The organism is Leptothrix sp. (in: b-proteobacteria) (assembly GCF_965250675.1).
Lineage (GTDB): Bacteria > Pseudomonadota > Gammaproteobacteria > Burkholderiales > Burkholderiaceae_C > Sphaerotilus.
In genome coordinates, this window is record NZ_CBDFPH010000001.1 from 518527 (window position 1) to 531567 (window position 13041).

Here is a 13041-nt window from a genome sequence, read left to right on the forward strand (position 1 = left end):
CGCTCAGGCCTTGGCGTTGTTCTTGGCGTAATCGATGGCGAGCTGGACCGTGGTGATCTTCTCGGCTTCTTCATCGGGGATTTCGATGCCGAATTCGTCTTCCAGCGCCATCACGAGTTCAACCGTGTCGAGCGAGTCAGCGCCCAGGTCGGCCACGAAAGCCTTTTCGCTGATGACTTCAGCTTCAGCCACGCCGAGTTGTTCAGCAATGATCTTCTTGACGCGTGCTTCGATGTCGCTCATGAATCTCCTCCAGGAGAGTGTTGGGAAAAACAGCCTGCAATTCTAAAGGCACGGAATGACATATTTCCGACGCCCCGACAGCGGCCCGTGCAGGATGAAAACGGGCCGTCGTCGGTCAATAAAAAAACGGATCCTGTCGCGGCGGGTGGGCCTCAGCCCATGTACATGCCGCCGTTGACGTGCAATTCGCTGCCGGTGATGTAGCCGCCTTGCGGCGACACCAGGTAGGCCACCGCACCGGCGATGTCCTCGGGCGAACCCAGGCGGCCTAGCGGGATCTGTGCCATCAGGGCGGTTTTCTGGGTTTCGGGCAGTGTCTCGGTCATGTCGGTGGCGATGAAGCCGGGCGCGACGCAGTTGACCGTGATGTTGCGGCTGCCGAGTTCGCGCGCCAGCGAACGCGTCATGCCCGCCACGCCGGCCTTCGAGGCGCAGTAGTTAGCCTGGCCCGGGTTGCCCGAGGCGCCGACCACCGAGGTGATGTTGACGATGCGGCCGAAGCGCTGCTTCATCATCGGCTTGATGGCGGCGCGGCAGGCGCGGAAGACGGCCTTGAGGTTGGTGTCGATCACCGCATCCCAGTCGTCGTCCTTCAGGCGCATGGCCAGCGTGTCGCGGGTGATGCCGGCGTTGTTGACCAGCACGTGCAAGCCGCCTTCGGCCTTGACGATGCTGTCGATGGCCGCGTCCAGCGCAGCCGCATCGGTCACGTTCAGCGCCAGGCCACGGCCGCCCCATTCGGCCAGCGCGTCGCCGATGGCCTGCGCGCCGCTCTCGCTCGTGGCGGTGCCGATGACCTTGAAGCCGGCCTGCGCCAGCGTGGTGGCAATGGCGCGGCCGATGCCACGGCTGGCGCCGGTGACGAGGGCGACTTGCTTGGGAGCCGATTCGGTGCTCATGAGGTGTTCCAGTGACGACGGGGTCGGATCGGGTTTCAGGCCAGCAGCGTCTTGACGTCGGCCAGGCTGGCGGGGTCGAAGATCGTGGCGCTGACGAGTTCGGCGTCAATGCGCTTGACCATGCCGGCCAGCACCTTGCCCGGGCCGCATTCGATCACATGCGTCAGCCCATGCGCCTTCAGGGCTTGTACCAACTCGACCCAGCGCACCGGGCCGAAGGCCTGGCGGTAGAGCGCGTCGCGAATGGCATCGGCCTCGGTCTGCACCGCGACGTCGATGTTGTTGAGCACCGGCATGCGGGGTGCGGCCAGCGTGATGCTGGCAAGACGCTCGCGCAGGCGCTCGGCGGCGGGCTTCATCAGGCTGGAGTGGAAGGGCGCCGACACCGGCAGCGGCAGCGTGCGCTTGGCGCCACGGGCCTTGAGCACCTCGCAGCCCTTCTCGACGCCGGCCTTGCTGCCGGCGATCACGATCTGCTTGGGATCGTTGAAGTTGACGGCCTCGACCACTTCGCCGCTCTCGGCCGCCGCTTGCGCGCAGCCTTCGATCACGGCGGCGGCGTCCAGGCCCAGGATGGCGGCCATGCCGCCGGTGCCGACCGGCACGGCGTCCTGCATCGCCTGGGCACGCAGGCGCACCAGCGGCAGCGCGTCGGCCAGCGTCAGCACGCCGGCGGCGACCAGCGCGGTGTACTCGCCCAGCGAATGGCCGGCCACGGCCGCGGGTTCTGCGCCGCCTTCAGCCCGCCAGACGCGGTAGTTGGCGATGCCGGCCGTCAGCATCACCGGCTGGGTGTTGGTGGTCAGGTCCAGCGCGTCCTTGGAGCCTTCGGCGATCAGCCTGGCGACGTCTTCACCGAGCGCGGCACTGGCTTCGGCCAGCGTCTCGCGCACGGCGGGGTGATCGCCCCAAGCGTTGAGCATGCCCACCGATTGGGAGCCCTGGCCGGGAAATACGAAGGCGAACGCGGTCATGGTGTGAACCTTGTGTCGAGGTGAATTCAGAAAGCAGGGTCTGTCGCGTACGGCAGGTCGGGCGGATCGGCGGGGATCGCGGGCCCGACGGTGCTCAGTAGTCGAGCAGCACCGCGCCCCAGGTGAAGCCGCCACCCACGCCTTCGAGCATGAGCGTGTCGCCGCGCTGCACCTTGCCGCTGCGCACGGCGTGGTCGAGTGCCAGCGGAATCGAGGCGGCCGAGGTGTTGCCGTGCTGGTCGACCGTGACGACCAGCTTGTCCAGCGGCAGCTTCAGCTTCTTGGCCGTGCTCTGCATGATGCGGATGTTGGCCTGGTGCGGGATCAGCCAGTCGATGTCGGCGTCCGTGCGTCCGGCTTTGGTCAGCACGGCGCGCGCGGCCTGTTCAAGCACGCCCACGGCAAGCTTGAAGACGGCCTGGCCGTCCATCTTCAGCAGCGGGTCGCCCAGCACCTGACCGCCCGAGACCGTGCCCGGCACGCACAGGATGTCGACGTGGCGGCCATCGGCGTGCAGATCGGTGGCCAGGATGCCGGGGACGTCACTGGCCGACAGCACCACGGCGCCGGCGCCGTCGCCGAACAGCACGCAGGTGGTGCGGTCCTTGAAATCGAGGATGCGCGAGAACACCTCGGCGCCAATCACCAGCGCGTGGCGCGCCGTGCCGGTGCGGATCATGGCGTCGGCCACGGTCAGGCCGTAGACGAAGCCCGAGCACACCGCCTGCACGTCAAACGCCGGGCAGCCGTTGGTGATGCCGAGCTTGCGCTGCACGATGGTCGCCGTCGACGGGAACACCATGTCGGGCGTGGAGGTCGCGACGATGATCAGGCCGATGTCGCTGCCGGTCAGGCCGGCAGCCTCCAGCGCCAGACGCGCGGCGTCAACCGCCAGGTCGCTGGACGACTGATCTGCCGCCGCGAAGTGGCGCGCCCGGATGCCGGTGCGTTCGACGATCCAGTCGTCCGAGCTTTCGACGCCCTGCGCAGCCAGTTCGGCCACCAGGTCGGCGTTGCTCAGGCGACGGGCGGGCAGCGTGCTGCCGGTGCCGCTGATGCGGCTGAATGGGGTGGGGGTGCTCATGCGGCTTGGCGTGCGACGGCAGGCTCGGTGCGGTTGGAGGTGGCGCCGGGCAGGGCGTGCAGGCTGGAGACGATGCGCTGATGCACGCGCTCGAGCAAGCCATTGCGGGCAGCGTCGTAGGCGCGGTTGAGGGCGTTCTCGAAGGCGAGCGCGTCGGCCGAGCCGTGGCTCTTGAACACCAGCCCGCGCAGGCCCAGCAGTGCTGCGCCGTTGTAGCGACGGTGGTCGATGCGCTGCTTGAAATGCTTGAGCACCGGCATCGCAATCAGCGCGGCCAGCTTGGCGTAGGGCGTGCGCGTGAATTCCTGCTTGATGAAGTTCGACAGCATGCCTGCCAGTCCTTCAGCGGTTTTCAGCGCCACGTTGCCGACAAAGCCATCGCACACCACCAGATCGGTCGTGCCCTTGAAGATGTCGTTGCCTTCGACGTTGCCGTAGAAGTTCAAGTGACCGGCGGCCCCCATCGCGCGCAGCATTTCGCCGGCCCGCTTGATGACCTCGTTGCCCTTGATGGCTTCTTCGCCGATGTTGAGCAGGCCCACGCTCGGCTGCCCCTTGCCCTCGACCGCCGCCACCAGCGCGCTTCCCATCAGCGCGAACTGCACCAGATGCTCGGCGCTGCAGTCCACGTTGGCGCCCAGGTCGAGCACGGTGGTGTAGCCATCGTGCGCGTTGGGCATCACCGATGCAATCGCCGGGCGGTCGATGCCGTCCAGCGTCTTGAGCAGGTAACGCGCCACCGCCATCAAGGCGCCGGTGTTGCCGGCCGACACGCACGCGTCGGCCGCAGCAGGCTGATCGCCGGCCTTGACCTGCGCGATGGCGACGCGCATCGATGAATCCCGTTTCTTGCGCAGGGCAATTTCCACCGGGTCGTCCATTTCGACGACTTCAGTGGCGGCCACCACGCGGCAGCGCTCCCAGCCGGCGGCTTCGGCCAGTGCCTCGGCACGACCGACGAGCAGCAGCTCGGCTTCCGGGTGATTGCGCAAGAAGCTGCGGCACGCAGGCAGCGTCACGGCAGGGCCGTGGTCACCACCCATGCAATCGACAGCTAGGCGAATCGGACGCAAAGCGGGGGATGTAGGCACGGTCAAGATCTGATGCGGCGCATTGAGCGAAGACCGCAAAGGGCGGTCGCCGAATCGGGGGTCTCAGTGCGCATCCGCACGACAGGGGTGCCGTGCGTTGCCAAACCGGTGCTTACGCGTCGGCCTTGGTCTTGAGGACCTTGCGACCACGGTAAAAGCCCGTCGGGCTGATGTGGTGACGCAGATGAACTTCGCCCGTGGTGGTTTCGATCGCGGTACCCGGGGTGACCAGGGCATTGTGCGAACGGTGCATACCACGCTTGGAGGGCGACTTCTTGTTTTGCTGAACGGCCATGACTGACTCCTTGGGATTTCCAAGTCGGAAAAGCCCAAGAGTCTAGCATGACCCGCGCCACCGTGCGCCAACTCCTTGGGCAAGCGACTCAGGAGCCGTCTGATTCCGGCGTCACCGGCCCGCGCCGCAAGGAGGCCAGCACGGCGAACGGGTTGGGCTTGTCGTCGGGGCGGGCCTCGCCGGCAGCGTCGTCCGGGTGGCCTTCAGCGGACGTGCCGACAGTGTGTGCATCCACCACCGATGGCGGGCAGACCTCGTGGCGCGGGATCACGGGCAGGGCGAGCAGCAACTCGTCCTCGATCAATTCCAGCAGGTCGAAGTTGACGCTTTGCGCCAGCACGTCGTGGTCGGACTCGGCATCCAGCGCCGCAGCCTGTTCTTCGGTGGCGGCGAAGCGAAACCAGTTGTCGATGTCCAGCACGTGTTGCGCCGGCTCCAGGCAGCGCTGGCATTCCAGCGCGATGCTGGTCTGCGCCGTCAGGTGCAGCCAGAGTTCCGGCGCGCTGCCGCTCTGCGGTCGCAACTCGGCGCGGGCGTGCCAGGCAATCATGGCGGGCAGCTCACCGGCGTTGTAGGTGGAGGCCGCCAGGCGCTCCAGCTCATGCAGCGGCGTCTGGCCGTCCAGGTCGGTGCCGGCCTCGGCGAAGGCGGTGATGTCGAGGTGGCGGGGCTTGAAGTCGCGGTGTTTCATGGCGAGAAGTTTACGCGGCGCGAAACAGGGAACAATCGCGTCATGACTGTTGTGACGCCCCATTTGATCCTCGCTTCGACCTCGCCTTACCGGCGCGAATTGCTGCAACGCCTGCGCCTGCCCTTCGAGGTGATCGCACCGCACGTCGATGAGTCCACCCTGCCCGGCGAGACGCCCGCAGCCACCAGCCTGCGCCTGGCGCGTGCCAAGGCACAGGCCGTGGCCGAGCGCTTTCCGCACAGCTGGGTGATCGGCTCCGACCAGGTGGCCGAGCTTGATGGCGTGGCCATCGGCAAGCCGGGCGATCACACCCGGGCCGTGCGCCAACTGCAGGCCATGCGCGGGCGCGAAGTGCTGTTCCACACCGCCGTGGCGCTGGCGCATGCCGCCAGCGGTCACCTTGAAGCCGCCGTGGTGCCGGTGCGCGTGCGCTTTCTGAACCTCACCGATGCCGAGATCGAGACCTACCTGCGGCTGGAGCAGCCCTACGACTGCGCCGGCAGCGCCAAGTGCGAGGGCCTGGGCATCCGCCTGCTCGACGCGATCGAGTCTGACGACCCCACCGCGCTGATCGGCCTGCCGCTGATCCGCACCAGCGCCTTGCTGCGCGCCGCAGGCATCGATCCCTTGATGCAGGTTGTCAGCGGAGCCTCGGCATGAACGCGCCCCGCCACGCCGGCCCCAAGGGTCGCCTGCTGCTGATCCCCAACACCCTGGACCTGGGCACGTTGGCTGAAGGTGCCCCACCGCCTGACTTGCAAGAGGTGTTGCCGCTCGGTGCCGTGCGCGCTGCCGCCGGCTTGCGGCACTGGGTGGCCGAGAACGCCCGCTCGGCGCGTGCGCTGCTCAAGCGCGTCCATGCGGTCGTGCCGCTGGTCGTGCCGCTGCAGGAGATCGAGATTCGTGAACTGCCGCGTCCGCCCAAAGGCGGCGCGCGTGCGGCGGCGCCGGCCATCGACTGGGTCGCGCTGCTCGCGCCGGCCTTGCAGGGCCACGATCTGGGGCTGGTGTCCGAGGCGGGCTTGCCGGCCATTGCAGATCCCGGTGCAGCGCTGGTGCGGGCCGCCCATGCGCAAGGCATCGCGGTGCTGCCGTTGTCGGGCCCGAGTTCATTGATGCTGGCCTTGGGGGCCAGCGGCCTCAACGGCCAGAGCTTCGCGTTCGTGGGCTATCTGCCCACCGACAGCGCCGCCCGCACGCTGCGCCTGCGCGAACTGGAAGCGCATTCGCGTCGCCAGCAGCAGACCCAGCTGCTGATCGAGACTCCCTACCGCAACGCCGCCGTGCTGGCGGCCTTGCTGGAGGTGCTGGCGCCGCAGACCTGGCTGAGCGTGAGCTGCGGCCTGACGCTCACCGGTGGCTTCACCCGCACGATGAGCGTGGCGCAGTGGCGCCAGTCACCGCTGGACCTGCCCGCCAGCGTGCCGGCGGTGTTCGCGTTCCTGGCCTGACAAAGTCAAAGGGCGGCTCGAAAGCCGCCCTCCACACGCGTCAGGCCTTGCAGCCTGTCAAGTCGGCAGCGTGCCGCCCAGCAAGGTGGCGACCTTGCGCTTGGGCTTGATGAAGCGGCTCACGCTGCTGCCGCGGTTGGCGGCGGACACCGCTGCGGCGCTCTCCCACACCGGCGCGGCGTTGGCGTCCGGCTCGTAGGGGCGGTCAAAGAATGGGTCGGACTGCGCTTGACGCGAGGTCGGCCGGCTGTAGCGCGGCGCGGCCGGCGCGTAAGCCGGGGCAGGCGCATGCACAGGGGTGGCAGCGCCGATGTTGGCAACCGCTGGCTCTTCGTCGCGGCGGCGGTAGCGGGGGCGCTCGTCGCGGACCTCCAGCGTTTCCAGCTCGATCTTCTTGTTGATCAGCTTCTCGATGTCGGCCACCAGCCGGGCGTCGTCGCGCGTGGCCAGCGACACCGCCAAGCCTGAGGCGCCCGCGCGACCCGTGCGGCCGATGCGGTGCACATAGTCTTCGGCGTTGAACGGAATGTCGAAGTTGAACACCGCCGGCAGATCGGCAATGTCCAGGCCGCGTGCGGCCACGTCGGTGGCCACCAGCAGATCGACCTCACCGGCCTTGAACGCGGCCAGCGACTTCAGGCGCTCGTCCTGCGACTTGTCGCCATGCAGGGCTGATGTACGCATGCCGTCGCGCTCGAACGAGCGCGCCAGGCGCGCCGCGCCGAGCTTGGAGTTCACGAAGATGATGGCCTGCTTGATGCCGCGCTCGCGCAGGATCTGGCGTATGGCGTGGCGCTTGTCGTCGTCGCCGACGCTGTAGAAGCGCTGCTCCACATTGGTCGCCGTGGCGTTGGCGCGTGCCACTTCCACCAGCAGCGGGTCTTGCAGATAGCTCTGCGCCAGCTTCTTGATCTCGGGCGAGAACGTCGCCGAGAACAGCAGCGTCTGCCGCGCCTTGGGCAGGAAGCTCAGGATGCGCTGCAGGTCCGGCAGGAAGCCGATGTCGAGCATGCGGTCCGCTTCATCGAGCACCACGTACTCGACCTGCCCCAGCTGGCAGTTCTTCATCTGGATGTGGTCCAGCAGGCGGCCCGGCGTGGCGATCAGCACTTCCACGCCGCGCTTGAGTTCCGCCGTCTGCGGGCCGATGTCGACGCCGCCAAACACGCAGGCCACGCGCAGATCGCTGTGCTTGGCGTACATCTTGATGTTGACGGCGACCTGGTCGGCCAGCTCCCGCGTCGGTGCCAGCACCAGCGCGCGCACCGGGTGGCGGGCGGGCGAGGCACTGTTGCTCTCGTGCCGCAGCATCTTCTGCAGCAGCGGCAGCGAGAACGCCGCCGTCTTGCCGGTGCCGGTCTGGGCCGCACCCATCACGTCACGGCCGGCCAGGACGATCGGAATCGCCTTGGCCTGGATCGGCGTCATGGTGGCGTAACCGGCGTCGACAATGGCCCGCTGGAGCTTGGCGTCCAGCGGCAGGGTGTTGAAGCGTGCCGGTTCGGGGACGGCGTCGGGTGCGGCATCCGGTGCCGCGGCCTGAGAAAGATCGGTCATGTCTAAGGATTATCGCTGCAACCCGGATCGCGCTGGCGCGTCAACCCCTTCCATGCGTTTCCAGTTGCGCGCGCAAGGTTGTGCCTCAGCGCCGCATCACCATCCAGCGCGGCGTCTTGAAGCGCACGATGCGCCAGTACAGCGCCAGATAGCTCAGGCCGAACAGCACGATGAATGCCGCCAGGATCGGCGTGCTGTTCCACCACAGCATCGCGGGTGCCAGCGACAGCATGCACAGCAGCCACAGGAAGGGCGATGTCATCGAGTTGCGCCGCGACATCTCGCGCGGGCCGTGGCGTCGCCCCGGCGCCCGCACCAGCCGACGGTAGATCAGGCTGTGCAGGTGCGCGGCATCCGGCATGCCCACCGGCTTGCCCTGCAGCAGCTTGCGCCGGTACATCGAGAACACCGTCTCAAAGATCGGGTAAATGCACATCAGCAGCGGAAACAGTGGCGACACGTCTGAATTGCGCGCCATCAGCAGGATCGCCAACTCCGCCAAGTAGAAACCCAGGAAGTAGGCGCCGCCATCGCCCAGAAAAATCAGCCCGGCCGGAAAGTTCCACACAAAGAAGCCGAACACCGCCCCCACGCCGATCAGCGCCATCGACGCCACAAACCGGTCGCCGGTCTCGAAGCCTACATACGCCAGGCTCATCAGCATCATCAGCACGCACATCGACGACAGCCCGTTGAACCCATCGATCAGATTCACCGAATTGGCCACCCCCGCCACCGCAAACACCGTCACCACCAGCGCGCCCAGCCAGAAACCCACCACCCAGTCCAGCCCGGGGAGGTCGGTGCGGCGGATCAGTGCATCCATCAGCCACCCTGCCAGCACGGCCGACAGCGCCGTGAACGCCAACCGCCGCCGCGGACTCACGCTCTTGGTCACGTCCTCGGTGATCCCCGACAGAAACGCCGGCATCCCGCAAGCCACCAGCAGCCAGGGCGTGGCACCCGTCGACGGGTAGCGCCAGTGCAACAACCCCGCGCCCATCACCACCGCACACACGATGCCCAGCCCCCCCACGCGCGGCACCGGGCTGGAGTGGAACTTCTGCACACCCGCCAGATCATGGTCGTTCGTCAGGTGGGCGTGGGTGTGCGAGAAGCGCACGACGGCCATGGTGACGAGGAAGGCGGTGAGGAAGGCGATGATGAGCAGCGTCATGGGGGCGAATTATGAGTTCGTCATGTGCTTCACTTTGGAGTCTGTTCGTAGCATCGCGCCACTTTAAGTGAACCGCCCCGCCTTTGAACTGACCCGGGGCGGTTCATGTCGGGGCGTGGCGAGCATGACGTCGGCATCCTTTTCACGGGCCTGCGTCCGGGCGAGAAACTCTTTGAGGAGTTGATCGCAGACTCCGACAAGACGCTGCCGACGCGGATTTCCAACATGAGGCCCAGCCAAGCTGGGCGCCACGGGGGTGGGGGACCTGTTGGAGTGGCTTGCCACGACGCAGGGTACCGCCGGGCGCCTCCGCAGCGAGGTCGCAAGCGGCTTGTCCCGTTTCGTGCAGGAGTACGTGCCGAGTTCAACAGGCACCCGCGAAAACTAGTCGCGACCTGGCCTGTCTGCCACGAACGGGCGACCTTACCGGAAGGGGCAGCCTCCGTGCGCTCGATCGGAAATGGTTCGGTGTGGGCTCAGCCGCCCGGCTGAGCTTGCAATCGGGCGTCGATGGTCTCGACCATCGGCGCGAGCATCGCGGCCCATGAGTGGGTCGCTTCGACATAGTGGCGGGCATTCTTAGCCATCACTTCCGCGAAGCCGCGATCGTTCAACGCGCGCAGCACGGCAGCAGCCAGCTCTTCGGTCCCGTTGGCCACCAGCAGATCTCGTTCATCCTGGGCCTCGAAGCCTTCCAGGCCCATGGTTGTCGACACGGTGGGCAGGCCCAACGCCATGTACTCGAGTACTTTGTTCTGAACTCCCGCGCCGAGGCGCAATGGACACACGCCCACGGCGCCACCTCGGGCTGCGACAGCCACATCGGGCACCTCGCCACTGACATCGACGCCGTCGAAAGCGGCGAGTTGTGCGGCCTGGTCGGGACGGATTCGACCGATCAGGCGAAGACGGACATCGGGGCGGATGCGACGGATCAGCGGCAAGACCTCCGAAGACATGTACATCGCCGCATCGAAGTTCTGCAGGCTGAACATGTTGCCGATGAAGACGATGTCCCGCCCGCCTGCATCGAACTGGTACGGCATCGTGTCCAGGGCGACACCGTTTGAGACGACGCTGACGCGTGAAAGTTTCTCCGGTCGGGCGCCAAACAGATGGCGACGGTCGATGTCGGAGACCAGAAAGCTGTGATCGAAGTGGTCAACGATCTCCTCTTCGTAGGCACGCAAGCGATCCGCCTCCAGCGAATAGATCCGGGCGCGAAGGTCACTTTTGGATACGCGGGTCGAGCGGATCCGTTCGTAGTTCAACGAGATGGCATCGGTCATCTCGAGGAACTTGGCGCCCGGCACATCCTTGATCACGTCGCCCACTCGGATCAAGTGAGCCAGCGCGCCGGCATGTTCGGTCATCAACTCAAGCGCACGTTGACGGAATCCCTCGTGGCGGTAGTACGCCACCTGCAACGGCGTCCGCCCTGGAAGCGCAAGTGCGCTGCTCAGCCACGAGCGCCACTTGGGCAAATAGATGCGCTCGACCCGATGGAAGACACCGTCATCAGGCAAGGGCATGGCCATCTCCGTGGCGGTGTCGCACAAGCTGAGCAAGGTCAGCCGATATCGGGCCGAGAGGGCGCGGCAGAGTTGATAGATGCGCAGGCGGTCGCCACCGACCACGGGGTACGGAAAACGCGGCGTGAGGACCAAAAGGCGCTTCATGCCGATGCCTTCCCTTGCGCACGCCATGACGCATGCGCGTGGACTGACGCAAGTGCCCACGGCGATGACCAAAATGGAATCTGGCGTGCTAGGACGGTGGGCTGCCGGGGTGGAATGTTTGTCATGTGTTCCGCAGGCAAGTCATATGCGCAGGTGAGATCTGCGGCCGGCAAGGTGTTTGTCGGTCCTTGGGGTCTATCAGACGCAGGGCGTCGATGGGGCATCAAAAAAAATGGGCAAGCCAGGTTCGGTATGGCGTAAACAACTCAAGGACGTAAGGGTTGGTCCAATAGATGAAAACAAACATGCCGCTGGCAATGAGCAATGGAACGGCGGCGTTGCGTCTTCCGACGAGCTGGCTCACCAGGAAATAGATGGGCAGCCCATCCATCGGCGAGAAAAACATCCGTACCCGCCCGCCCACTTCAAATGAGTCGAACATGTAGGGAGTCGTCAGGGCGGCGATGGAAATGGCGGCGGCCTCCGCTGAATACTGTTCTTTGAAGTGATCGAGCCTGAAGATGATGGTCGCGAACAATACTAATCCGAGGAAGGCTTTGAAGTTCAGGCTGCGTGCTTCCGCAAAGTCGCCTTCGATGTAGACCTTCGGCAGGAACAGCGCCGATATGAAGGAAAAAATTATGGCAAGTCCGAATACCGAGGTCAGTAGCCAGAATCTGTTGCGAGCGCCTAGCCTGATGCACAGGTAAATCAGAGCTGCCAGCGCGGCCGCGGAGTGTGCAAGGATGGCGGCGCCAAGAATGGCCCCGGCGCGCAGCTTGGATTGCCGTGATGCCGCGATTGCGCAGAGAAATAGTCCTGCTGCAAGGCCCGCCCGGATGTAGAACATCTGGGCGCTGTAAAAGACGATAAGGCAATAAAAGCCGAAGCAGATGATCGCCACACGGCGATTTCCCAATACCTGATGCAATCCCTTCCATATCAAGACATTGGAAAGCAAAGCCGTCACGAGTAGGTACAAGTCGAAATCGAGGCCCAACTTTCGGAGAATGAGCGAGTATGCGATCCACCCGGGTTCCACTCCGAAGGTGAAGATCGAGTCGAAGGAGAAGCTGTTAAACCATTCTTCGTAGATTTGCCAGTCTCCGCCTGTCTGGTAGCGCAGTCCGGCAATCAGCGTGCTTGCTAGTATCAATGGCGCCAGTGTGACGAGCGGATGAACACGAAAATTCGGTCGCCCGATCGTCAGCGATGCGTGAGCGATCGCCATCGCCGCCAGGAATGAAAGGGCTACATATGGGAACATAAGTGTCGAGCCGGTGTGGAATTGACGGCCAATTACATCGCTTGTGGATAGGTGTAGTTAAGCGCGTATTCAGGAATTGTGTGGCGACGACCGATCGTGCGCGCGGGCACGCCGCCCACGATAGCCATGGGATCGACATCCTTGGTGACGACGGCACCAGCGTAGATCACGGCGCCTGCACCGATGCGCACGCCGGGCATGATATTCGCGTTCGCGAAAATCACCGCGTGATCGTCAATTCGAACGGGCGCGATCACCATTTCGAAGAAGGGGGATTCAGGGTCGTGGCCGGCAGTGAAGATCGCGACATTTCTGGCAATGGAAACCTGCCTGCCAACCTGGATGGTTCCGCGGTTATCGAACAGGCAGGAACGATTGACAACGGAGCCCTCGCCGAGAGTCACGCCACCCGGCTTGTAGAACTGGAAGCCCATGCCGATGGATGCGCGCTGCCCGAGTTGGAAACCCAGCAGACCGAAGTAAATCCGGCGCATCCAATAAAAAGGCAGGCACTGGGCCAGACTGTTGGCGATGCTCACCAGCAGATGTTTGAGCGTGCGCAGCGGACTGCGAAACACCGACCGATACACGTGCAGCACCCGGCGCACCGCAGGCAGAAGGCGGCTGGCAGTG

At 65.3% G+C, this 13041-nt stretch carries 14 protein-coding genes and 1 pseudogene; 3 read left to right on the top strand and 12 right to left on the bottom strand.

Annotation, left to right across the window (positions count from 1 at the left end):
- Positions 1–3: 3 nt before the first annotated feature.
- The 7 genes from acpP to AC5IG3_RS02235 all read right to left on the bottom strand — a co-directional run bounded on the left by acpP (position 4) and on the right by AC5IG3_RS02235 (position 5277).
- Positions 4–243, bottom strand: a complete 240-nt coding sequence (gene acpP, locus AC5IG3_RS02205; RefSeq protein ID WP_491904640.1) for an acyl carrier protein — start codon at positions 241–243, stop codon at positions 4–6.
- 152 nt (positions 244–395) lie between these two features.
- Positions 396–1142 carry a 3-oxoacyl-ACP reductase FabG gene (fabG, locus tag AC5IG3_RS02210; protein WP_491904641.1) on the bottom strand — a complete coding sequence of 249 codons (747 nt, stop codon included), beginning with the start codon at positions 1140–1142 and terminating at the stop codon, positions 396–398.
- A gap of 35 nt (positions 1143–1177) precedes the next feature.
- Positions 1178–2116, bottom strand: a complete 939-nt coding sequence (fabD, locus tag AC5IG3_RS02215; RefSeq protein WP_491904642.1) for an ACP S-malonyltransferase — start codon at positions 2114–2116, stop codon at positions 1178–1180.
- A 94-nt stretch (positions 2117–2210) separates the two neighbouring features.
- Complete coding sequence (locus tag AC5IG3_RS02220; protein WP_491904643.1) at positions 2211–3200, bottom strand: beta-ketoacyl-ACP synthase III; 990 nt, start codon at positions 3198–3200, stop codon at positions 2211–2213.
- On the bottom strand, positions 3197–4264 hold the full coding sequence (plsX, locus tag AC5IG3_RS02225; RefSeq protein ID WP_491905035.1) for a phosphate acyltransferase PlsX: 1068 nt from the start codon (positions 4262–4264) through the stop codon (positions 3197–3199). The genes AC5IG3_RS02220 and plsX overlap by 4 nt, the downstream gene beginning before the upstream one ends.
- A gap of 139 nt (positions 4265–4403) precedes the next feature.
- On the bottom strand, positions 4404–4586 hold the full coding sequence (gene rpmF / locus AC5IG3_RS02230) for a 50S ribosomal protein L32 (protein WP_491904644.1): 183 nt from the start codon (positions 4584–4586) through the stop codon (positions 4404–4406).
- Between the two features lie 88 nt (positions 4587–4674).
- On the bottom strand, positions 4675–5277 hold the full coding sequence (locus AC5IG3_RS02235; protein ID WP_491904645.1) for a YceD family protein: 603 nt from the start codon (positions 5275–5277) through the stop codon (positions 4675–4677).
- 42 nt (positions 5278–5319) lie between these two features.
- Here AC5IG3_RS02235 and AC5IG3_RS02240 point away from each other — a divergent pair, with 42 nt between their 5' ends.
- Positions 5320–5937 carry a Maf family nucleotide pyrophosphatase gene (locus tag AC5IG3_RS02240; RefSeq protein ID WP_491904646.1) on the top strand — a complete coding sequence of 206 codons (618 nt, stop codon included), beginning with the start codon at positions 5320–5322 and terminating at the stop codon, positions 5935–5937.
- On the top strand, positions 5934–6728 hold the full coding sequence (locus AC5IG3_RS02245; protein WP_491904647.1) for an SAM-dependent methyltransferase: 795 nt from the start codon (positions 5934–5936) through the stop codon (positions 6726–6728). Before AC5IG3_RS02240 ends, AC5IG3_RS02245 begins: the two co-directional genes overlap by 4 nt.
- A 57-nt stretch (positions 6729–6785) precedes the next feature.
- Here AC5IG3_RS02245 and AC5IG3_RS02250 read toward each other — a convergent pair whose 3' ends face one another.
- Positions 6786–8285, bottom strand: coding sequence for a DEAD/DEAH box helicase (locus AC5IG3_RS02250; protein ID WP_491904648.1), 1500 nt, complete (start codon positions 8283–8285; stop codon positions 6786–6788).
- 85 nt (positions 8286–8370) lie between these two features.
- The gene (locus AC5IG3_RS02255; RefSeq protein WP_491904649.1) at positions 8371–9462 is read right to left on the bottom strand and encodes an MraY family glycosyltransferase; all 1092 of its coding nucleotides are present in this window, start codon (positions 9460–9462) and stop codon (positions 8371–8373) included.
- Positions 9463–9567: 105 nt separating this feature from the next.
- Here AC5IG3_RS02255 and AC5IG3_RS02260 point away from each other — a divergent pair, with 105 nt between their 5' ends.
- Positions 9568–9954, top strand: a complete 387-nt coding sequence (locus AC5IG3_RS02260; RefSeq protein ID WP_491904650.1) for a polysaccharide biosynthesis protein — start codon at positions 9568–9570, stop codon at positions 9952–9954.
- On the opposite strand, the gene AC5IG3_RS02265 is transcribed toward AC5IG3_RS02260, so the two are convergent.
- The 3 genes and pseudogenes from AC5IG3_RS02265 to AC5IG3_RS02275 all read right to left on the bottom strand — a co-directional run.
- Positions 9939–11141 (bottom strand): glycosyltransferase family 4 protein, encoded by a 1203-nt coding sequence (locus tag AC5IG3_RS02265; RefSeq protein WP_491904651.1) that lies wholly within the window; start codon positions 11139–11141, stop codon positions 9939–9941. The two genes, AC5IG3_RS02260 and AC5IG3_RS02265, sit on opposite strands and share 16 nt — an antisense overlap.
- Before the next feature lie 223 nt (positions 11142–11364).
- Positions 11365–12372 (bottom strand): EpsG family protein, encoded by a 1008-nt coding sequence (locus AC5IG3_RS02270; protein ID WP_491904652.1) that lies wholly within the window; start codon positions 12370–12372, stop codon positions 11365–11367.
- 119 nt (positions 12373–12491) lie between these two features.
- Positions 12492–12668, bottom strand: a pseudogene (locus tag AC5IG3_RS02275) (DapH/DapD/GlmU-related protein); the annotation flags it as partial.
- Between the last annotated feature and the right edge of the window lie 373 nt (positions 12669–13041).

Bases quoted from the DNA above. Each gene is read 5' to 3' on its own strand.
- acpP (WP_491904640.1), bottom strand. From the start codon at position 243: ATGAGCGACATCGAAGCACGCGTCAAGAAGATCATTGCTGAACAACTC.
- fabG (WP_491904641.1), bottom strand. From the start codon at position 1,142: ATGAGCACCGAATCGGCTCCCAAGCAAGTCGCCCTCGTCACCGGCGCC.
- fabD (WP_491904642.1), bottom strand. From the start codon at position 2,116: ATGACCGCGTTCGCCTTCGTATTTCCCGGCCAGGGCTCCCAATCGGTG.
- AC5IG3_RS02220 (WP_491904643.1), bottom strand. From the start codon at position 3,200: ATGAGCACCCCCACCCCATTCAGCCGCATCAGCGGCACCGGCAGCACG.
- rpmF (WP_491904644.1), bottom strand. From the start codon at position 4,586: ATGGCCGTTCAGCAAAACAAGAAGTCGCCCTCCAAGCGTGGTATGCAC.
- AC5IG3_RS02235 (WP_491904645.1), bottom strand. From the start codon at position 5,277: ATGAAACACCGCGACTTCAAGCCCCGCCACCTCGACATCACCGCCTTC.
- AC5IG3_RS02240 (WP_491904646.1), top strand. From the start codon at position 5,320: ATGACTGTTGTGACGCCCCATTTGATCCTCGCTTCGACCTCGCCTTAC.
- AC5IG3_RS02245 (WP_491904647.1), top strand. From the start codon at position 5,934: ATGAACGCGCCCCGCCACGCCGGCCCCAAGGGTCGCCTGCTGCTGATC.
- AC5IG3_RS02250 (WP_491904648.1), bottom strand. From the start codon at position 8,285: ATGACCGATCTTTCTCAGGCCGCGGCACCGGATGCCGCACCCGACGCC.
- AC5IG3_RS02255 (WP_491904649.1), bottom strand. From the start codon at position 9,462: ATGACGCTGCTCATCATCGCCTTCCTCACCGCCTTCCTCGTCACCATG.
- AC5IG3_RS02260 (WP_491904650.1), top strand. From the start codon at position 9,568: ATGTCGGGGCGTGGCGAGCATGACGTCGGCATCCTTTTCACGGGCCTG.
- AC5IG3_RS02265 (WP_491904651.1), bottom strand. From the start codon at position 11,141: ATGAAGCGCCTTTTGGTCCTCACGCCGCGTTTTCCGTACCCCGTGGTC.
- AC5IG3_RS02270 (WP_491904652.1), bottom strand. From the start codon at position 12,372: ATGGCGATCGCTCACGCATCGCTGACGATCGGGCGACCGAATTTTCGT.